At 59.9% G+C, this 21,342-nt stretch carries 18 protein-coding genes; 15 read left to right on the top strand and 3 right to left on the bottom strand.

Annotated elements, in window-relative coordinates; all coding sequences use genetic code 11:
* Positions 1-13 precede the first annotated feature (13 nt).
* The gene (locus CKW17_RS22805; protein WP_095121801.1) at positions 14-886 is read right to left on the bottom strand and encodes a hemin ABC transporter substrate-binding protein; all 873 of its coding nucleotides are present in this window, start codon (positions 884-886) and stop codon (positions 14-16) included.
* Between the two features lie 164 nt (positions 887-1,050).
* On the opposite strand from CKW17_RS22805, the gene CKW17_RS22800 reads away from it, so the two are divergent.
* Positions 1,051-1,368 (top strand): Rieske (2Fe-2S) protein, encoded by a 318-nt coding sequence (locus CKW17_RS22800; protein ID WP_095121799.1) that lies wholly within the window; start codon positions 1,051-1,053, stop codon positions 1,366-1,368.
* On the opposite strand, the gene sfsA is transcribed toward CKW17_RS22800, so the two are convergent.
* Both sfsA and CKW17_RS22790 read right to left on the bottom strand, forming a co-directional pair.
* Entirely contained in the window at positions 1,365-2,078 is a 714-nt protein-coding gene (gene sfsA, locus CKW17_RS22795) for a DNA/RNA nuclease SfsA (protein ID WP_095121798.1), read from the bottom strand. The two genes, CKW17_RS22800 and sfsA, sit on opposite strands and share 4 nt — an antisense overlap.
* Positions 2,078-3,250: a pyridoxal phosphate-dependent aminotransferase gene (locus tag CKW17_RS22790; RefSeq protein ID WP_095121796.1), complete on the bottom strand. Its 1,173-nt coding sequence runs from the start codon at positions 3,248-3,250 to the stop codon at positions 2,078-2,080. The genes sfsA and CKW17_RS22790 overlap by 1 nt, the downstream gene beginning before the upstream one ends.
* A gap of 334 nt (positions 3,251-3,584) precedes the next feature.
* Between CKW17_RS22790 and dksA the strand changes: the two genes are divergently transcribed.
* The 14 genes from dksA to CKW17_RS22720 all read left to right on the top strand — a co-directional run bounded on the left by dksA (position 3,585) and on the right by CKW17_RS22720 (position 21,240).
* Positions 3,585-4,028: an RNA polymerase-binding protein DksA gene (dksA, locus tag CKW17_RS22785; protein ID WP_064118688.1), complete on the top strand. Its 444-nt coding sequence runs from the start codon at positions 3,585-3,587 to the stop codon at positions 4,026-4,028.
* A gap of 204 nt (positions 4,029-4,232) precedes the next feature.
* Complete coding sequence (gene gluQRS / locus CKW17_RS22780) at positions 4,233-5,129, top strand: tRNA glutamyl-Q(34) synthetase GluQRS (RefSeq protein ID WP_095121794.1); 897 nt, start codon at positions 4,233-4,235, stop codon at positions 5,127-5,129.
* A 77-nt stretch (positions 5,130-5,206) separates the two neighbouring features.
* Positions 5,207-5,383, top strand: coding sequence for a hypothetical protein (locus CKW17_RS22775; protein ID WP_003176118.1), 177 nt, complete (start codon positions 5,207-5,209; stop codon positions 5,381-5,383).
* The gene (locus tag CKW17_RS22770; protein WP_176470109.1) at positions 5,367-8,321 is read left to right on the top strand and encodes a sensor histidine kinase; all 2,955 of its coding nucleotides are present in this window, start codon (positions 5,367-5,369) and stop codon (positions 8,319-8,321) included. The genes CKW17_RS22775 and CKW17_RS22770 overlap by 17 nt, the downstream gene beginning before the upstream one ends.
* Before the next feature lie 22 nt (positions 8,322-8,343).
* Positions 8,344-9,780, top strand: a complete 1,437-nt coding sequence (locus tag CKW17_RS22765; protein ID WP_064392482.1) for a sigma-54 dependent transcriptional regulator — start codon at positions 8,344-8,346, stop codon at positions 9,778-9,780.
* Positions 9,781-10,515: 735 nt separating this feature from the next.
* Entirely contained in the window at positions 10,516-11,919 is a 1,404-nt protein-coding gene (locus CKW17_RS22760; protein ID WP_016983493.1) for a polynucleotide adenylyltransferase PcnB, read from the top strand.
* Positions 11,920-11,923: 4 nt separating this feature from the next.
* Entirely contained in the window at positions 11,924-12,409 is a 486-nt protein-coding gene (gene folK, locus CKW17_RS22755) for a 2-amino-4-hydroxy-6-hydroxymethyldihydropteridine diphosphokinase (RefSeq protein ID WP_095121790.1), read from the top strand.
* A gap of 401 nt (positions 12,410-12,810) precedes the next feature.
* On the top strand, positions 12,811-13,611 hold the full coding sequence (gene panB, locus CKW17_RS22750; protein ID WP_095121788.1) for a 3-methyl-2-oxobutanoate hydroxymethyltransferase: 801 nt from the start codon (positions 12,811-12,813) through the stop codon (positions 13,609-13,611).
* Entirely contained in the window at positions 13,608-14,468 is an 861-nt protein-coding gene (gene panC / locus CKW17_RS22745; protein ID WP_095121786.1) for a pantoate--beta-alanine ligase, read from the top strand. Before panB ends, panC begins: the two co-directional genes overlap by 4 nt.
* Before the next feature lie 211 nt (positions 14,469-14,679).
* Positions 14,680-15,060, top strand: coding sequence for an aspartate 1-decarboxylase (panD, locus tag CKW17_RS22740; protein ID WP_003205654.1), 381 nt, complete (start codon positions 14,680-14,682; stop codon positions 15,058-15,060).
* 231 nt (positions 15,061-15,291) lie between these two features.
* Positions 15,292-16,956, top strand: a complete 1,665-nt coding sequence (pgi, locus tag CKW17_RS22735; RefSeq protein WP_034153884.1) for a glucose-6-phosphate isomerase — start codon at positions 15,292-15,294, stop codon at positions 16,954-16,956.
* 267 nt (positions 16,957-17,223) lie between these two features.
* On the top strand, positions 17,224-19,161 hold the full coding sequence (gene acs / locus CKW17_RS22730) for an acetate--CoA ligase (RefSeq protein ID WP_095121785.1): 1,938 nt from the start codon (positions 17,224-17,226) through the stop codon (positions 19,159-19,161).
* 51 nt (positions 19,162-19,212) lie between these two features.
* A complete protein-coding gene (locus CKW17_RS22725; protein ID WP_095121783.1) occupies positions 19,213-20,085 on the top strand; it encodes an oxygenase MpaB family protein in 873 nt (290 codons plus the stop codon).
* A gap of 138 nt (positions 20,086-20,223) precedes the next feature.
* Entirely contained in the window at positions 20,224-21,240 is a 1,017-nt protein-coding gene (locus tag CKW17_RS22720; protein ID WP_095121782.1) for a class I SAM-dependent rRNA methyltransferase, read from the top strand.
* Positions 21,241-21,342 lie beyond the last annotated feature (102 nt).

The following is a 21,342-nucleotide window of genomic DNA, read 5'->3' as shown; positions in this document are numbered from 1 at the left end:
TTGACCAATGTGGTCATTGGCCGCTCTTGGCCGGGTAGAAACCGTCAGACAGGGTTTTCAGCGCTGCCGGCAAGCGTGGTCCAAGGCCACCAACCAACAGGGTCGGGTCCAGTTCCAGCACTCGGCCGGCCTTGGCCGCGCGACTTGAATTGAGAATCGGGTTTTCCTTGAACAGCGCCGCTTTCGCCGCGTCTCCGGTCAATGCACGGTCGGCGAATACCAACACTTCAGGATCGAGGCTGGCGAGGGATTCCACGGAAAACGGTTTGTAACCGGTATGCGTCGCCAGGTTATGCCCGCCCGCCTGTTGCAGCAGCCAGTCGGCAGCGGTGTCCTTGCCGGCGATCAATGGCTTGCCACCGGCATGCCCGAGCAACAACAGAACGCCCGGCGCTTTTTGTTTGGACTGTGCATCTGCAACCCGCACGTTCTGCGCATCGAGTTGCTGTTGATAACTTTGCAGTAGCTGCTTTGCCTGGGCTTCTGTGCCGAGCAACTGGCCCAGATGGGTGACGTTTTTCTCCAGTGTCGGCAGATCCGGCTGAGCCGAGAACAACTCCACCTGAACCTTGGCGGCCTTGACCTGTGACAGCACCGGCGGCGGGCCCATTTCTTCGGTGCCGATAAGAATGTCCGGGCGCAGACTGAGAATGCCCTCAGCGGAAAGGCTGCGCTGATAACCAATGCTCGGCAGCGCCGTCAACGACTCCGGATGCTGGCTGGTGGTATCAACGCCGACCAGCTTCGACTCGCCGCCCAACGCACTGACCCATTCCGACAGCGCACCGCCGGCGCTGACCCAACGTTGCGGCAAATCGGCCGCTGCAGCCTGATAGCTGACGAACAGTCCGGCACACAGCACAACAACGCGGGTACTCAGGCGCATACACAGCTTCCTTGAAAGACGTTTTTCCCGGGCATCCGGATGACAGGCCAAGTATCCTCGCCCCTGCCAGCCGCCCTACGGACGAAGGCGCCATTTGATAATTGTTTGCATTTAAACGTCAAGCTCGGACATATCCGGACACGAGCGGACATTAGAGGATAGCCATGAAGTTTCTCTGCGCGCGCACTGAACTCGCCGAAGCGGCCAGCCGTGGCTTTGAAGTCGACGGGAACAAGCTGTTCGCCGTGCGCCGCAATGGGCAAGCGTACGTTTACCTCAATCGCTGCCCGCACCGGGGCGTTGGTCTTGAATGGCATCCCGACCAATTTCTCGACCCAAGCAACAGCCTGATCCAGTGCGCCACCCACGGCGCACTGTTTCTGATCGAGGACGGTGAATGCGTCGCCGGGCCTTGCGCCGGGCAATCACTCAGCGCCATTGCGTGCCGGGAAGACGCGCAAGGCTTGTGGATCGATGTTTAACCGTTGAGCAGCACGTCGAGACGCCGGTCGATGACCATTTCTTCATGGTCCAGCCGCACGCCATATGCCACAACCTCAACACCACAAGCGACCGCTTCAAGAAGCGCATCGGCGTAAGCCGAATCGATTTCCTTCGCCGGCCGCACCGCTTCAATCCCGGTCAGATTGACGCAGTACAACTGCACCGCCCGGATCCCGTCCCGCGCCAGATGTGCCAACTCCCGCAGATGCTTGGCACCACGCTGGGTCACGGCATCGGGAAACGCTGCCACCGCCGTTCCGTCGAAGCCCAGGGTGACGCTTTTCACTTCCACATACGCCGGGCCGCTTGGGTATTCGAGGCGAAAATCGATGCGGCTTTTTTCCTGCCCGTAGGCCACTTCGCGCTTCAACGCGGTAAAGCCGTTCAACTCAGTGATAACGCCAGCCTGCAACGCCTCCTCAACCAGACCGTTGGCCCGGGCGGTATTCACGCAAAACAAGCGGCCCTGCGGGGTTTCACCAATTTCCCAAGTGCCCGGTAATTTACGTTTCGGGTCATTGGAGCGGCTGAACCAGACCTGTCCGCCCTCGACCTGACAATTGAGCATCGAACCGGTGTTCGGGCAGTGAATGGTCAGCAACTCGCCGCCAACGGTTTCGATATCGGCGAGAAAACGCTTGTAACGACGGATCAGTCGCGCCTCTTCCAGAGGGGGATAAAAGCGCATCAGCCTTGCCAGCTCTTCAAGCCACGGGCGATTCGCTCCACCGCTTCCTGTAAGCGAGGGAGGTTTTGCGTGTAGGCAAAACGCACATGGTGACTGGCCTGATAGCGACCGAAATCCAGCCCCGGCGTGAAGGCAACGTGCTCGGTTTCGAGGAAATGTCGGCAGAACGCGAAGGCATCGCCGCCGAACTGGCTGATATCGGCGTACAAGTAGAACGCGCCTTCAGGCTCCACGGCGATGTTGAAACCCAACTCGCGCAACGCCGGCAGGAGGAAATCGCGACGACGGCCGAATTCCGCGCGGCGCTCTTCCAGAATGGCGATGGTGTCCGGTTCGAAACATGCCAATGCAGCGTATTGCGCCATGCTCGGGGCGCTGATGTAGAGGTTCTGCGCCAGTTTTTCCAGATCACTGACCGCCGCCTCCGGCGCGACGAGCCAGCCCAGACGCCACCCGGTCATGCCGAAATACTTGGAGAAACTGTTCAACACAAAAGCGTTGTCATCGACTTCCAGCACGCTGGCGGCATCAGTGCCGTACGTCAGACCGTGATAGATCTCGTCCACCACCAGATGCCCGTGTTTCGCCTTGATGGCTGTGGATAACCCGGCCAGTTCGTCGCGGGTCAGAATCGTGCCGGTCGGGTTGGCTGGCGAAGCGACCAGTGCGCCGACGCTGTCGTGATCCCAATGTCGCGCGACCAGATCAGGAGTCAGTTGATAACGCACGTCCGGACCCACCGGCACCAACTGCGCCGCGCCTTCGACCAAACGCAGGAAGTGCCGGTTGCACGGGTAACCCGGATCCGCCAGCAGCCAGTGTTTACCCGGATCGACCAGCAAAGCGCTGGCCAGCAACAGCGCACCGGAGCCGCCTGGCGTGATCAGAATCCGTCGTGGATCGATGTTCAAGCCATAACGCGATTGATAAAACCCGGCAATCGCCTCGCGCAGCTCCGGAATGCCGCGCGCGGCGGTGTAGCGCGTCTTGCCTGCCGTCAGCGCCTCTTGCCCGGCACGGATGATCGGCTCGGCGGTGGTGAAGTCCGGCTCGCCGATCTCCAGATGGATCACATCGTGGCCTTCAGCCTGCAATTCATTGGCCCGCGCCAGCAACGCCATGACATGGAACGGTTCGATCGCACGACTGCGCGCACTGTAGGGCTGAGCCATTGGTTTTCCTTCGGCAGGGAAAAAGAGACGATTCTACCTATCTGCCGGAACGAGCGAGAACCCGCAGCGGTCACAGCCTCAAGAACGCTGGACTGTAACGATATGAGCGTACGCTCCAGGATTGACTAAAATCAGTGATTGAACAGGTCTTCAACACCACCAGACACGGCTTGCCAAACATTTGCAAGCGCCACCCGCCGGGGCCTCGACATCCGGGAGTAGCGCAGGCCGATTTGATCTGGTAAGTTCGCCCGCTTGCAGCCGCAGGGCCGGCAGGTGTCGGTGATGGAGCAATCCTGCGCAATGGATTACAAGAGTAGAGGCGGTCCATTTCATGCCCACCCAAGCAAAGCAACAGCAGCAAACGACGATCAGCGGTTTCGAACCTTACGTTCCGAAAGCCGGTGAAGAGTACATGGGCGCTCCGATGCGCGCGCACTTCACCAAGATCCTGAACAAGTGGAAACAGGACTTGATGCAGGAAGTCGACCGTACTGTTGATCATATGAAGGACGAAGCGGCCAACTTCCCTGACCCGGCCGATCGTGCCAGTCAGGAAGAAGAATTCGCCCTCGAGCTGCGCGCCCGCGACCGCGAGCGCAAGTTGATCAAGAAGATCGACAAGACGCTGGAGCTGATTCAGGACGAAGAATACGGCTGGTGCGAGTCCTGCGGCATCGAGATCGGCGTCAAGCGCCTCGAAGCCCGTCCTACTGCGGATCTGTGCATCGACTGCAAGACCCTGGCGGAAATCAAGGAAAAGCAGGTCGGCAAGTAATTCCGACCTGAACGAAAAACGGAGCGTGCGAACGCTCCGTTTTTGTTTCTGACGTTTGCCTTTGCCTTTGCCTTTTGTAGGAGTGAGCCTGCTCGCGATAGCGGTGGGTCAGTCAATATCGGTGTTGAATGTCACACCGTTATCGCGAGCAGGCTCACTCCTACAAGTTGACCTGCATATAGCCTGAAAAGTAGTTTCGTCTTCATGACTGCCAAGAAATCCCCCGCCTACATCGGCCGCTTCGCCCCAACCCCGAGTGGCCACCTGCACTTCGGTTCGCTGGTCGCTGCCCTCGCCTCCTACCTCGACGCCCGTTCGGTCGGTGGCCGCTGGCTGGTGCGCATGGAAGACCTCGATCCGCCCCGCGAAGAGCCTGGCGCACAAGCGGCGATCCTCAAGGCGCTGGAAAGTTACGGCTTCGAATGGGACGGCGACATGGTGCGGCAGAGCGATCGGCACGCTGCTTACGCCGAAGTGCTCGACAGCCTGTTCAATCACGGTCTGGCCTATGCCTGCACTTGCTCGCGCAAACAACTGGAGCCGTATAACGGGATTTATCCTGGCCTGTGCCGCAATGCCGGCCACGATCAACAGGACGCGGCGATCCGCCTGCGCGTACCCGAACTGGAATACCACTTCATCGACCGCGTACAGGGCGAATACCGCCAGCATCTGGGCCGCGACGTCGGCGATTTCGTGATCCGTCGCCGCGACGGCCTCTACGCCTACCAATTGGCCGTGGTGCTCGACGATGCCTGGCAAGGCATCACCGACATCGTGCGTGGCGCCGACCTGCTCGACTCGACCCCGCGCCAACTCTATCTGCAAGAACTGCTCGGCCTGCGCCAACCGCGTTACCTGCACCTGCCGCTGATTACCCAACCGGACGGCAACAAGCTCGGCAAGTCCTACCGTTCACCGCCGCTTGAAGCGGATCAAGCCACGCCATTGTTACTGCGAGCCCTGCGCGCCTTGGGGCAAAACCCCGGCGCCGAACTGGCCCACGCTTCGCCGCAAGAATTACTCAAGTGGGGCAGCGCGCACTGGGATGCCACACAGATCCCGCGCACACTGACTCTGCCCGAGGCGCAACTGCTGTGACGACACTTGCAGTCGCGCGCCCATCCGTTACCATCGCCGCACGTTTTCGGGCACGCGCATAAAAAAGAGAGGCCGGGATGTACATCTATCGCTTGGTCCTGCTTTTAGTCGTGGGGATCTACCTGTTTTCCCCCGCCATCATGGATTGGTGGATCGACGCTACGGGCGCCTGGTATCGCCCCTATCTGCTCTGGCTGATCCTGATTGTCGTAACCTTCATCCTGCAGAGCCAAAAAGATGCCGATGAGCTTTAGCCTGACCCAGATGATCCTGGTCAGCGCCGCGTACCTGGCGGTGCTGTTCGGCGTTGCCTGGATCAGCGAACGGGGCATGATCCCGCGCGCGATCATTCGCCACCCGCTGACCTACACACTGTCGCTGGGTGTTTACGCCAGTGCCTGGGCGTTTTACGGCACGGTGGGTCTGGCCTATCAGTATGGCTACGGCTTTCTTTCCAGTTATCTCGGCGTGTCCGGCGCGTTTCTGCTGGCGCCGGTGTTGCTGTATCCGATTCTGAAAATCACCCGCACCTACCAACTGTCATCCCTGGCAGACTTGTTTGCGTTCCGCTTTCGCAGCACCTGGGCTGGTGCGCTGACCACGATTTTCATGCTGATCGGTGTGCTGCCGCTGCTGGCGCTGCAGATTCAAGCGGTGGCCGATTCCATCGGCATCCTCACCGGCGAACCGATTCAGAGCCGCGTGGCGCTGGCGTTCTGCGCACTGATCATTCTGTTCACGATCTTCTTTGGTTCCCGCCATATCGCCACCCGCGAAAAACATGAAGGGCTGGTGTTCGCGATTGCCTTTGAGTCGGTGATCAAACTCATTGCCCTTGGCGGCGTCGGCCTGTATGCGTTGTACGGCGTGTTCGATGGTCCGCAACAGTTGGAACTGTGGCTGCTGCAAAACCAGACCGCCCTCGCGGCGTTGCATACGCCCTTGCAGGAAGGCCCGTGGCGCACGCTGCTGCTGGTGTTCTTCGCCTCGGCGATCGTGATGCCGCACATGTATCACATGACCTTTACCGAAAACCTCAACCCCCGTTCATTGGTGAGTGCGAGCTGGGGCCTGCCGTTGTTTCTGCTGTTGATGAGCCTGGCGGTACCGTTGATCCTGTGGGCCGGCCTGAAGCTCGGCGCCACCACCGACCCGGAATATTTCACCCTGGGCATCGGCATTGCAGCCAACAGCAAACCGCTGGCATTGCTTGCCTACGTCGGAGGACTGTCGGCGGCCAGCGGCCTGATCATCGTCACCACACTGGCCCTTTCGGGCATGGCGCTGAACCACTTGGTGCTGCCGCTTTATCAACCACCGGCTGAAGGCAACATCTATCGCTGGTTGAAATGGACCCGCCGGGCGCTGATCGTCGCGATCATCATGGCCGGGTTTTGCTTCTATCTGATGCTCGGTGCCGGACAGGATCTGGCCAACCTCGGCATTGTTGCCTTTGTCGCGACGCTGCAATTCCTGCCGGGTGTGCTCTCGGTGCTGTACTGGCCGACCGCTAACCGGCGCGGCTTCATTGCCGGTTTGCTGGCGGGAATCCTGGTCTGGGTGGTGACGATGCTGTTGCCGCTGGTCGGCAATCTGCAGGGTTTCTACATCCCGTTGCTGAACATGATTTATGTGCTCGACGACACCAGTTGGCACATGGCAGCCATCGCCTCGCTGGCGGCCAACGTCTTGATGTTCACGCTGATCTCGCTGTTCACCAATGCCAGCCCCGAAGAAGCCAGTGCCGCTGAAGCCTGCGCTGTGGATAACGTGCGTCGTCCGCAACGCCGCGAATTGCACGCCGCCTCACCGCAGGAATTCGCCACGCAACTGGCGAAACCGTTGGGCGCCAAGGCTGCGCAGAAGGAAGTCGAGCAAGCGCTGCGTGACCTCTATCTGCCATTCGACGAACGCCGCCCGTACGCCTTGCGCCGTTTGCGCGATCGCATCGAAGCCAACCTCTCCGGCCTGATGGGCCCGAGCGTGGCGCAGGACATGGTCGAAACCTTCCTGCCGTACAAGGCCGGCGGCGAAAACTATGTGACCGAAGACATCCACTTCATCGAAAGCCGCCTCGAGGATTACCACTCGCGCCTCACAGGTCTGGCTGCCGAACTCGATGCCCTGCGCCGTTACCACCGCCAAACCTTGCAGGAACTGCCGATGGGCGTCTGCTCGCTGGCCAAGGATCAAGAGATCCTGATGTGGAACAAGGCCATGGAAGAACTCACCGGGATCGCCGCGCAACGCGTGGTCGGTTCGCGTTTGAGCACCATTGGCGAGCCGTGGAAAGGCCTGCTGCAAGGCTTCATCGATCTGCCGGACGAGCATTTGCACAAACAACATCTGGCCCTCGACGGTCAGACGCGCTGGCTGAACCTGCACAAAGCGGCGATCGATGAGCCGTTGGCACCGGGTAACAGCGGACTGGTGTTACTGGTCGAAGATCTGACCGAAACGCAGATGCTCGAAGACAAACTGGTGCACTCCGAACGCCTGGCGAGCATTGGTCGCCTTGCGGCCGGTGTAGCCCACGAAATCGGCAACCCGATCACCGGCATCGCTTGCCTTGCGCAAAACCTGCGCGAAGAACGCGAAGACGACGGCGAACTGACGGAAATCAGCGGGCAGATTCTCGAACAGACCAAACGCGTCTCGCGCATCGTGCAGTCGCTGATGAGCTTCGCCCACGCCGGCAGCCATCAGCACAGTGACGAGCCCGTCTGTCTGGCCGAAGTCGCGCAGGATGCAATTGGCCTGCTGGCCCTGAACCGACGCAATTTCGAAGTGCAGTTCTACAACCTGTGCGATCCCGATCACTGGGTCGAAGGCGATCCGCAGCGACTTGCCCAGGTCTTGATCAATCTGCTCTCCAACGCCCGCGACGCCTCGCCGCCGCACAGTGCGGTACGGGTCAAGAGCGAAGCCGGCGAACACACGGTCGATCTGATCGTCGAAGACGAAGGCAGCGGTATTCCGAAGAACATCATGGATAGATTGTTCGAACCCTTCTTCACCACCAAGGATCCTGGCGAAGGCACCGGTCTGGGCCTTGCACTGGTCTATTCCATCGTTGAAGAGCATTATGGACAAATCACCATCGACAGCCCGGCTGATGTACAAAGCCAACGCGGCACCCGTATCCGGGTGACCTTACCGCGTCATGTCGAAGCGACGTCCGCTGTGAACTGAGACCGTCGAGAGTATCGAATCAATGCCGCACATTTTGATCGTCGAAGACGAAACAATTATTCGCTCCGCCTTGCGCCGCCTGCTGGAACGCAACCAGTACCAGGTCAGCGAAGCCGGTTCAGTGCAGGAAGCACAAGAACGCTTCACCATTCCTACGTTCGATCTGATCGTCAGCGATCTGCGTTTGCCGGGCGCGCCGGGCACCGAGCTGATCAAGCTCGGCCAGGGCACACCGGTGCTGATCATGACCAGTTACGCCAGCCTGCGCTCGGCGGTCGACTCGATGAAGATGGGTGCGGTGGACTACATCGCCAAGCCTTTCGACCACGACGAAATGCTTCAGGCTGTCGCGCGGATCCTGCGTGATCGCCAATCGGCTCCTGCTGCCGGCGAGCCCGTTGCCGTGAAAACGACCAACGGCAGCGGCAAATCCGCGGTCGACAACAGCAACGGCGAGATCGGCATCATCGGCTCCTGCCCACCGATGCAGGATCTGTACAGCAAGATCCGTAAAGTCGCGCCGACCGATTCCAATGTATTGATCCAGGGCGAGTCCGGTACCGGTAAAGAACTGGTGGCCCGCGCCCTGCACAACCTGTCGAAACGCGCCAAGGCGCCGATGATTTCGGTGAACTGCGCGGCCATTCCGGAAAGCCTGATCGAGTCCGAACTGTTCGGCCACGAGAAAGGCGCGTTCACTGGCGCCAGCGCCGGGCGTGCCGGTCTGGTTGAAGCGGCGGACGGCGGCACCTTGTTCCTCGACGAAATTGGCGAACTGCCGCTGGAAGCCCAGGCCCGCCTGCTGCGCGTGTTGCAGGAAGGCGAGATTCGCCGTGTTGGTTCCGTGCAGTCACAGAAAGTTGATGTGCGATTGATTGCGGCGACGCACCGGGATCTGAAGAGCCTGGCGAAAATCGGCCAGTTCCGTGAAGACCTTTATTACCGCCTGCACGTAATCGCCCTGAAACTGCCTGCGCTGCGCGAGCGCGGTGCCGACGTCAACGAAATCGCCACGGCTTTCCTCGCTCGCCAGAGCGCACGCATCAACCGTACCGACCTGAAATTTGCCGCGGATGCCGAACAGGCGATCCGGCATTATTCCTGGCCGGGTAACGTGCGAGAGCTGGAGAACGCAGTCGAGCGCGCGGTGATTCTGAGCGAAAGCCCGGAAATCTCTGCCGACCTGCTGGGCATCGACATTGAACTCAGCGATCTGGAAGACGACGAGTTCATCGGCCTGCCGCCACAAACAGCGGGTAACGCCAGCAACAGCAGCCATGAGCCGACCGAAGACCTGTCGCTGGAAGATTACTTCCAGCACTTCGTCCTCGAGCATCAGGACCACATGACCGAGACCGAACTGGCGCGCAAACTGGGCGTCAGCCGTAAATGTCTGTGGGAACGCCGTCAGCGTCTGGGCATCCCACGGCGCAAGACCGGGGTCGCCAGCGAGAGTTGAACGTTACCTGTCGAGTGTGCAGGTAACGCTTGAAGAGGTGAAAAAACTGTTACCTCAGTCGATTCACGTAACAGAAGCCGGGGTTATCGGTAACGAAACCCCGGCTTTTTTTCGCCCCGACAAAACGGTTATATCGACCTAACCCCTTGTTTTATTGGGTTTCGCAAAAGTTGGCACGCCCCCTGCTATATGTTTGGTACAAGAACAATAACAAGCAATGCACAAGACAATAAAAATAAGACGAATCGACTCACGCACAATAAAAACAAGACGGCGAGAGGCGCAGCTAACTGATTCTTTTGGAGAGGCGTTGTATTTGGGGCTTGCCCCACGACCAGGCCGAGAACAACAAAAACTGTCCTAAGACAGAGCCTGTACTGGTTGGATCGAGAGATCACTGCAATTCAGCGACCAAAGCAATCCGTTTGCTCTTGGCTCCCGATTGGGAGGGTCACGAAGGAAACACTTCGTGGCGAGGGCACTCAACAAAAACAAGAAGCCCGAATCAATAATAAAAAGAGCACGCAACTACTTCTTGGGGAGCTTCGGCTCCCCTTGTAGTTTCTCCCTTCTGTAAAAAACTCCCTGTTTTACCCCCGTTTCACCCTTGTAGCTTGCGGCTTTCAGCTCGAAACTGCTGTCTCCTACACCATCCCCCGACTAAATGCTAGAATCTGCGCCCATCATGCGGTCATTCTTTGGTATGGCCGAACATTCCTTCAAACAGTGCATCCCATGCTGAAGAAGTTGTTCCAGTCATTCCGAACTCCCGTGCGTCGTACGCAACACATCCGCAGCACCCCTGAAGTGCTCAACAGCGGTCAACATTCGCTGCAGAAAACGCAGTTCAGCCGCTATGCGGTGAATATCGTCGAACGCCTGCAAGGTGCCGGTTACCAGGCTTATCTGGTCGGTGGTTGCGTGCGTGACATGCTGTTGGGCATCACGCCCAAGGATTTCGACGTCGCCACCAGCGCCACGCCTGAGCAAGTCCGTGCCGAATTTCGCAATGCGCGGATCATCGGCCGTCGCTTCAAACTGGTGCACATCCATTTCGGTCGCGAAATCATCGAAGTCGCGACCTTCCGCGCCAATCACCCGATCAACGAAGACGACGAAGACAGCAACCAGTCTTCGCGTAACGAGAGCGGGCGGATTCTGCGCGATAATGTTTACGGCACTCTGGAAGAAGACGCGCAACGCCGCGACTTCACCATCAACGCCCTGTATTACGATCCGGTCAGCGAGCGCATCCTCGACTACGCCAACGGCGTACACGACATCCGCAATCACCTGATCCGCCTGATCGGCGATCCGAAGCAGCGTTATCAGGAAGACCCGGTGCGCATGCTGCGCGCCGTGCGTTTCGCCGCCAAGCTCAACTTCGGCATCGAGAAGCACACCGTGCAGCCGATCCGCGAACTGGCGCCGATGCTGCGCGAGATCCCGTCGGCACGACTGTTCGAAGAAGTGCTCAAACTGTTCCTTTCGGGACACGGCGCGATCACTTTCGAAATGCTGGTCGACCTGCAACTGTTCGCCCCGCTGTTCCCGGCCAGTGCCGACGCGCTGGAACACAACCCGGAATACACCCACACGCTGATCAGCGAAGCGCTGACCAACACCGACCTGCGCATCAAGCAGAACAAACCGGTAACCCCGGCGTTCCTGTTTGCCGCGTTGCTGTGGCCTGCTCTGCCGGCTCGCGTGTTGCGCTTGCAGGAACGCGGCATGCCGCCGATCCCGGCGATGCAGGAAGGTGCCCACGAGCTGATCGCCGAACAGTGTCAGCGCATCGCGATTCCGAAACGTTTCACCATGCCGATCCGCGAGATCTGGGACATGCAGGAGCGTCTGCCTCGGCGCAGCGGCAAACGTGCCGACCTGTTGCTGGATAATCCGCGATTCCGTGCCGGTTACGACTTCCTGTTACTGCGTGAAAGCGCTGGCGAGGAAACGGATGGCCTGGGCGAATGGTGGACGGACTATCAGGACGCCAACGACAGTGAACGCCGCGACATGATTCGCGACCTCAGCGGTAAAGGCGATGACGCCAGCGGTGCTCCGCGCAAACGTCGTCGCAGCAGCGGCTCCAAGCGCAAACGCGCCGGCGCACCGAGCGCTTCGACAGGCGAGTAAAGGCATGGAACGCATTTACATCGGCATGGGCAGCAACCTCGCTGACCCGGCCGAACAATTGCGCAGCGCCGTCGAGGCGCTCGGGCAATTGCCGCAAACCTCCCTCGCTGGCGTTTCCGCCTTCTATCAAAGCGACTCGTTGCTGCCGGGCCAACCGCGTTACACCAACGCGGTCGCGGCGCTCGACAGCTCGCTCGCCCCACTGGAACTGCTCGATGCATTGCAAGCCATCGAGAATGACCAAGGTCGCGAACGCCTTGAGCGTTGGGGGCCTCGTACGCTGGATCTGGATATTCTGCTGTTCGGTGATCGCCTGATCGACGAGCCGCGCCTGAAAGTCCCGCATTACCAGATTCAGGAACGCGCGTTCGTGCTGTATCCCCTCGCCGAACTGGCCCCGCAAGATTTGCACCTTGCCGACGGCCGCAGCCTGTCCGATCTGCTCGCCGCCTGCCCGTTCGTCGGCCTGGAACGCCTCCCCCACGCCTGACACAATTCCGCCCTTTGTAGGAGTGAGCCTGCTCGCGATAGCGTTCTGTCAGCCACAGATTTATTGGCTGATCCACCGCTATCGCGAGCAGGCTCACTCCTACAGGGATTGCGCCACATCCAGATTTATTGTCGGACAAAAACCTCCCGAATCAGCCCCGCCGCGCCGCTGAATCGCATCAGTAACGCCGGTAACACTCCCCTCGTAACAATGCGGTAACACACGCAATTGACTTCCTGTTGGCTCATCACGACTATAGGCGTCCCGCTGCCGCCAACACGGCACATACGGGCGCAATCCAGGCCTTATAAGCACGACAAAAGAGCGTGCGCCTGAGTAGATGAAGAATCACGCGCGTTACTCGCAGTAGTTTCCAGAGCGCCTGAACGAGGATTTTTTACATGCCAGCCATCACCCTGACCACGCTCCAGAGCCTCAAGCAGAAAGGTGAAAAGATCACCATGCTGACCTGCTATGACGCGACCTTCGCCCACGCCTGTAATGAGGCCGGTGTCGAAGTGCTGCTGGTGGGCGACTCCCTCGGCATGGTCCTGCAAGGTCACGACAGCACGTTGCCGGTGACCACCGCAGAAATGGCCTACCACACCGCATGCGTCAAACGCGGCAACAGCGATGCCCTGATCCTCGCCGACCTGCCGTTCATGGCCAATGCCACCCTTGAACAAACCATGACTAACAGCGCAATGCTGATGCAGGCCGGTGCGCACATGATCAAGGTCGAAGGTCAGTTGTGGCTTGCCGAGTCGATCCGTCTGCTCGCTGAACGCGGTGTACCGGTGTGCGCGCACATGGGCCTGACCCCGCAAGCGGTGAACATTCTCGGCGGCTATAAAGTGCAGGGCCGCAACGAGAACCAGGCGCGGCAAATGCGTGCCGATGCGATTTCGCTGGAACAGGCCGGCGCGGCGATGCTGCTGCTCGAATGCGTACCGAGCGAACTGGCTGCTGAAATCAGCCAGGCGGTGAAGATTCCGGTGATCGGCATCGGTGCCGGTAACGCCACCGACGGTCAGGTATTGGTGCTGCACGACATGCTCGGCCTGTCGATCACTGGCCGCGTGCCGAAGTTCGTGAAGAACTTCATGCAGGGTCAGGACAGCATCCAGTCCGCGCTGAAGGCTTACGTCAACGAAGTCAAAGCCACCACGTTCCCTGGCATCGAACACGGATTCTCCGCATGAACACCGTTAAAACCGTACGCGAACTGCGCGCCGCTGTAGCCCGCGCCCGCAGCGAAGGCAAGCGCATCGGCTTCGTGCCGACCATGGGCAACCTGCACAGCGGTCACGTTGCACTGATCACCAAAGCCACCCAACGGGTGGATTTCGTGGTCGCGAGCATTTTCGTCAACCCACTGCAATTCGGCGCCGGCGAAGACCTCGACAAATACCCGCGCACGTTGGCGGCGGACCAGGAAAAACTGCTGGAAGCGGGCTGCTCTCTACTGTTCGCGCCAACTGTCGAAGAAATGTACCCCGACGGCATGGCCGGACAGACTCGGGTCAGCGTGCCGCAATTGTCCGAAGGCCTGTGCGGCGCTAGCCGTCCGGGACATTTCGAAGGCGTGGCGACCGTGGTCAGCAAGCTGTTCAACATGGTCCAGCCGGATCTGGCGATTTTCGGTCAGAAGGATTACCAGCAACTGGCGGTGATTCGCGCGCTGGTGCATGACCTGAACATGCCGATCCAGATCATCGGCGAGCCGACTGTTCGCGCCGCCGATGGCCTGGCGCTGTCCTCGCGCAATGGTTTCCTCACTGAAGAACAACGTGCGGTGGCGCCGGTGGTCTATCGCTCGCTGAGCAACATTGCCGAGTCGATCAAGCAAGGTGAACGCGATTACCCGGCACTGGTCAGCGCCCAGGTGCAGCAGCTGGAAGCGGCGGGCCTGCGTCCGGATTACCTGGAAATCCGCCATGCCCTGACCCTGCGTCCGGCGACGGCTGAAGACCGTGATCTGGTGATTCTGGTGGCGGCGTTCCTCGGCACTACGCGGTTGATCGACAATCTGCACCTGAATCTCGATACCCCGGTTTAAAGACACCGCAATACCCCCTGTAGGAGTGAGCCTGCTCGCGATAGCGGTGTGTCAGTCAGCATTAGTGTTGAATGACACACCGCTATCGCGAGCAGGCTCACTCCTACAGTGGTTTTCGGTGTTATGAAAATTGCATTTCAAGCCTTATTGCCGCCCTCAAAGCCTTCGGGCACACTGCCCGCCGTTCGATTCCAACCCGGGAAAAACCCTCATGCACGCGATCATGCTCAAGGCCAAACTGCACCGCGCCGAAGTCACTCATGCGGTGCTCGATTACGAAGGTTCGTGCGCCATCGATGGCGAGTGGCTGGACTTGTCCGGCATCCGTGAATACGAGCAGATCCAGATTTATAACGTCGACAATGGTGAGCGTTTCACCACCTACGCGATTCGTGGTGAAGAAGGCTCGCGGATGATCTCCGTCAACGGCGCCGCTGCGCACAAGGCCAAGGTCGGCGACCGTGTGATCATTTGTGCCTACGCCCATTACAGCGAAGCCGAGCTGGTCAATTTCAAGCCGCGCATGCTCTACATGGCGCCCGGCAACGAGCTGAGCCACACCAGCAACGCCATCCCGGTTCAGCTCGCCTGATCGCGAAATCGCCCCGCTCCCCCTCCGTTTGTCGGCCAGCTCCCGGTCTCGATGTTAAAAAAGTACAGGGATCTGGTCAGACAAAGTCAAGACAGAACGCAGCGCGAGGTTTACTGTATTCGCCCTGTGTCCAGAAATCGTGTCGACGCAGTTGATCCCATGCCCAAACATGGCGTGCCGGGTCTGTTCAGTGTTCAAAAGGCCGTTCAAGTAAAAAGGAAAACCGCAGCGATGGCGTATTACCTCACTCCTCAAGACGTTACCGCTCTGCCCGCCTGGCAAGCGTTGAAAGAACACCGCCAAGCCATGCAGGATTTCAGCATGCGCGAAGCCTTCAACGCCGATCCGCAGCGCTTCAACCAGTTCACCCTCAGCAGCTGCGGACTGTTTCTCGATTATTCGAAGAATTTGATCAACGCCCAGACCCGCAACCTGCTGGTCGGTCTGGCCAATGAAGTCGATCTCAAAGGCGCCATCAAAGCGCTGTTTGAAGGCGAAATCGTCAACACCTCCGAAGGTCGCCCGGCGCTGCACACCGCCCTGCGCCGCCCGGTAGGCGACAAGCTGTCGGTCAACGGCGTCAACGTGATGCCGGAAGTCCACAAGGTCCTGAACCAGATCACCGATCTGGTCGGCCGCATACACGATGGCCTGTGGCGCGGTTACACCGAGAAGCCGATCACCGACGTGGTGAACATCGGCATCGGCGGCTCGTTCCTCGGCCCTGAACTGGTCTCCGAAGCCCTGCTGTCGTACGCGCAGAAAGGTGTGCGTTGCCATTATCTGGCGAACATCGACGGCAGTGAGTTCCACGAGCTGACGCAAAAGCTGCGCGCCGAGACCACGCTGTTCATCGTTTCGTCGAAGTCGTTCAATACCCTCGAAACCCTGAAGAACGCTCAAGCTGCGCGCGCCTGGTACCTGGCGCAGGGCGGTTCGGAAGCCGAGTTGTATCGTCACTTCATCGCCGTTTCGAGCAACAACGCTGCTGCCGTAGCGTTCGGTATCCGCGAAGAAAACATCTTCCCGATGTGGGACTGGGTCGGCGGGCGTTACTCGCTGTGGTCGGCCATCGGTTTGCCGATCGCCCTGGCGATCGGCATGTCCAACTTCAAGGAACTGCTGTCCGGCGCCTACACCATGGACCAGCATTTCCAGACTGCGCCGTTCGAACAGAACATGCCGGTGCTGCTGGCCCTGCTCGGCGTGTGGTACGGCAACTTCTGGGGCGCGCAAAGCCACGCGATCCTGCCGTACGACCATTACCTGCGCAACATCACCAAGCACCTGCAACAACTGGACATGGAATCCAACGGCAAGAGCGTGCGTCAGGACGGCACGCCGGTGTCGACCGATACCGGTCCGGTGATCTGGGGCGGCGTCGGCTGCAACGGTCAGCACGCTTACCACCAGTTGCTGCATCAAGGTTCGCAGTTGATCCCGGCCGATTTCATCGTGCCGATCGTCAGCTTCAACCCGGTTTCCGACCACCATCAGTGGCTGTACGCCAACTGCCTGTCGCAGAGTCAGGCGCTGATGCTCGGCAAGACCTTGCCGGAAGCCGAGCAGGAACTGCGCGACAAGGGCATGAGCGAAGAAGAAGTGCACAAACTGGCGCCGCACAAGGTGATCCCGGGCAACCGTCCGAGCAACACCATTGTGGTTGAACGCATCAGCCCGCGTCGTCTCGGCGCGCTGGTGGCAATGTATGAACATAAAGTGTTCGTACAAAGCGTGGTCTGGGGCATCAACGCCTTCGACCAATGGGGCGTGGAACTGGGCAAGGAACTGGGCAAAGGTGTTTACAACCGCCTGGTCGGCAGCGATGAAACCACCGCTGACGATCCTTCCACTCAGGGCCTGATCAACTACTTCCGCGGTCGTCACCGCGGGTGATGTGATGGTCCGGCCCACAAGGTTTGGCTCAACCCAAATCCTGTGGGCAGAGAGATCCCTTGTAGGAGTGAGCCTGCTCGCGATAGCGGTGTATCAGTCAGCATTGATGTTGAATGACACACCGCTATCGCGAGCAGGCTCACTCCTACAGTTGTTTTGGGGGGCATTCAAAATCAGCTTCCGCCATCAGATTCCTGATCCGGCTTGAACCCTTCGCCCGCTCGGCGCATCTTTATTCCTGAAGCACCACAAGAATAAGGAACCGTCATGTTCGATATCAGCACGTTCCCCAAAGCCGATGCCGTCCGCCGGGCTGCTCAGTTGAGTCAGGATGACTACCGGCGCCTGTACCGCGAATCCATTGAACACCCCACAACCTTCTGGGCCGAACAGGCCACGCGCTTCCTCGACTGGAGCACGCCGTGGCAGACCGTTCAGCGCTACGACCTGAAAACCGGCGAAGCCGCCTGGTTCGCCGGGGGCAAACTGAACGTCAGTTACAACTGCATCGACCGCCACCTGGAAAAGCGCGGCGAGCAGACCGCCCTGCTCTGGGAAGGCGACGACCCGGCCGAATCGGCACAAATCACTTACAAAAAACTCCATCACCACGTCTGCCGCCTGGCCAACGTGCTGAAAAGCCGTGGCGTGAAGAAAGGTGACCGGGTGTGCATCTACATGCCGATGATCCCCGAAGCCGCTTACGCCATGCTCGCGTGTTCGCGGATCGGCGCAATCCATTCGGTGGTGTTCGGCGGTTTCTCCCCGGATTCCCTGCGTGACCGCATTCTCGATGCCGATTGCCGCACGGTGATCACGGCGGATGAAGGCGTGCGCGGCGGCAAGTTCGTGCCGCTCAAGCAGAACGTCGACAAAGCCCTGCAAAGTTGCCCGGACGTCAGCACCGTCGTGGTGGTCGAGCGCAGCCAAGGCAACGTCGATTGGGTCGAAGGTCGCGACCTCTGGTATCACCAGGCGGTACGCGATGTCAGCGACAATTGCCCGCCAGAACCGATGGGCGCCGAAGACCCGCTGTTCATCCTCTACACCTCCGGCAGCACCGGCAAACCCAAAGGCGTGTTGCACACCACCGGCGGTTACCTGCTGCAAGCGGCGATGACCTTCAAATACGTGCTCGATTACCGCGACGGCGAAGTGTTCTGGTGCACCGCCGACGTCGGCTGGGTCACCGGCCACAGCTACATCGTCTACGGCCCGCTGGCCAACGGCGCGACCACGTTGATGTTCGAAGGTGTGCCGAGCTACCCGAGCAGTTCACGCTTCTGGCAAGTGATCGATAAACACAAGGTCAACATCTTCTACACCGCGCCGACCGCCCTGCGCGCGTTGATGCGCGAAGGTGCCGAACCGCTGAAGGAAACCTCGCGCGCCAGCCTCAGATTACTCGGCAGTGTCGGTGAACCAATCAACCCGGAAGCGTGGGAATGGTATTTCAACGTCGTAGGAGAACAGCGCTGTCCTATCGTCGACACTTGGTGGCAGACCGAGACCGGCGGCATCATGCTCAGCCCGCTGGTCAGCGCCCAGCGGATCAAACCGGGCTGCGCCACGCAGCCGATGTTCGGCGTGCAACCGGTGTTGCTCGACGAGCACGGCAAGGAAATCAAAGGCGCCGGCAGCGGCGTGCTGGCGATCAAATCGAGCTGGCCGGCACAGATCCGCAGCGTCTATGGCGACCCGCAGCGAATGGTCGACACCTATTTCAAACCCTACCCCGGCTACTACTTCACCGGCGACGGCGCGCGCCGCGACGAGGACGGCGACTACTGGATCACCGGGCGCATCGACGATGTGATCAACGTCTCCGGCCACCGCATCGGTACCGCCGAAGTGGAAAGCGCGCTGGTCCTGCACGACAGCATCGCCGAAGCCGCCGTGGTCGGTTACCCGCATGACGTCAAAGGTCAGGGCATCTACGCCTTCGTCACGCCGATGAACGGCACCGAACCGAATGACGAACTGAAGAAAGAACTGCTCGCCCACGTCAGCAAGGAAATCGGTAGCTTTGCCAAACCGGACCTGATCCAGTGGGCGCCGGCCTTGCCGAAAACCCGTTCAGGCAAGATCATGCGGCGCATCCTGCGCAAGATCGCCTGCAACGAACTCGACAGCCTCGGCGACACCTCGACCCTGGCCGACCCGAGCGTGGTGCAAGGCCTGATCGACAAGCGCCTCAATCAGTAACACCTCGGGCGCGGTCAACCGGCCGCGCCCGCCCTTTCGCACTGAGTGGTCATGGAATTCATCCGCAGTCGTATTGAAAACCAGCTCATGAGCCTGACCGGGCTGTCCCTCGGCCAACTCGATCTGGAAAACCCCAAGGGCGACCCAGGCCTGTTCGGCCCCGACTCGATCAGTTGGCAGGTGCACGGCGATTTCAGCAGCATGTTGATCGGCGGTATCAGCGCGCTTTTGTTGCAAGCTTTGCATCCGCTGGCGCTGGCCGGGGTCTGGGATCATTCGAATTTTCGTCAGGACATGCTCGGGCGCTTGCGCCGTACCAGTCAGTTTGTTTCCGGCACCACGTTCGGCTCGCGAAAGGACGCCGATTGGCTGATCGAGAAAGTGCGCACCATTCACCTGCAAGTGGTCGGCACTGGGCCGGATGGTCGGCCATACGCGGCGAGCGATCCGGAGTTGCTCACGTGGGTGCACGTGGCGGAAGTGAGTAACTTTCTGGCGGCGCATTTGCGTTATCGCAACCCGCAGTTGTCGGGGGCGGATCAGGATCGTTATTACGCAGAGATTGCCGTGATTGCCGAACGACTCGGTGCGCGGGATGTGCCGAAATCACGGCAAGCCGTGGCCGAGTATCTGCAACGCATGCGCCCGCAGTTGTTGTGCGATGAACGCAGCCGTGAGGTGTTGCGTTTGTTGCTCGAGGCACCGGCGCCGAGTGTTCTGGCGCGACCGTTTGGTGATCTGATGATGAAGGCCGGGATCGATCTGTTGCCGGACTGGGCCAGCGATATGCTGGATGTGCGACAGAGTTCGCTGCAGCGCCAGTTGATTCGCGCCAGCGTCAGACGCAGCGCACCGATGCTGCGCTGGGCGATGCGCAATGGTTCGGTGCAACGGGCCAAACGCCGGATGGGGCTGCTTCGCTGACGCTCAGAGCTGCAAGCTGCAAGCTGCAAGCTGCAAGCTGCAAGCTGCAAGTTTTGAGCTTGAGGCTTGAAGCTTGGAGCTCGCAGCTCAGTAACTGCTAAACTCCCGCGCCCCCATTCTCACCAGCAAGGCGCCCGCATGTCTTCCTTGAATCAGGCGCTGCGCGCCGCCCTCGATCAACGCCAGGATTTGCTGGCCGAGCTGCACCGCCAGGGCACCGATTGCTATCGGCTGTTCCACGGCAGCCAGGAAGGCGCCGGCGGTCTGACCATCGACCGCTATGGCCCGCAACTGCTGGTGCAAAGCTTCCACCAGACGCTCGAGCGCGATGACCTGCTGCAACTGCACGCCATGGTTAATCAGAGCCTGGGGCTGGAAACCTTGCTGGTTTACAACGACCGCTCCCGTGGCAATTCGCGTATTGATCGTGAAGACAGCGTCTACAAAGCCGAAGACGCCGCGCTGGCCGATCTGGTGGGCCACGAATGGGGCCTCAACTACCGTGTGCGCGGGCGTCATGCCGGGCAGGATCCGCTGCTGTTCCTCGACCTGCGCAACACCCGTGGCTGGGTCAAGGATCACGCCAAGGGCAAATCCGTGCTCAACCTGTTCGCCTACACCTGCGGCGTTGGCCTGAGTGCCGCCGCCGGCGGCGCGCGTGAAGTGTGCAACCTGGATTTCGCCGAAGGCAATCTGGCGGTCGGCCGTGAAAACGGTCTGCTCAACCCGCAATTGCCGGAGATGCAGTTCATCCAGTCGGACTACTTCCCGGCCATCCGGCAACTCGCCGGTCTGCCGATCAGTCAGCGCCGTGGACAGAAACTGCCGAGCTACCAGCGCTTCGATCAGCGCCAATATGATCTGGTCCTGCTCGACCCGCCCGCCTGGGCCAAGAGTGCATTCGGCACCGTCGACCTGCTGCGCGACTACCAGAGCCTGCTCAAACCGGCCCTGCTGACCACCGCCGACAACGGCGTGCTGATCTGCTGCAACAACCTGGCGAAAGTCAGCATGGACGACTGGCGCGAGCAGGTCCTGCGCTGCGCCGAGAAGGCCGGGCGACCGGTGCGTGAGTGGAGCGTGATGACACCGGGCGCCGACTTCCCGTCCATGGACCAGCAACCGCCGCTGAAAACCCTGATCCTGCAGCTGTGACACTTGCGTACGGCTAACAACTATCCCCCTGTGGGAGCGAGCTTGCTCGCGAAGGCGTCATGTCAGTCGGCATATTTATCAACTGAACGACCGCTTTCGCGA

This window comes from Pseudomonas sp. Irchel s3f10, assembly GCF_900187515.1.
Classification (GTDB): domain Bacteria; phylum Pseudomonadota; class Gammaproteobacteria; order Pseudomonadales; family Pseudomonadaceae; genus Aquipseudomonas; species Aquipseudomonas tensinigenes.
The sequence above is the reverse complement of the archived record's forward strand: the minus strand, read 5'-3'. Positions and strand labels throughout refer to the sequence as shown.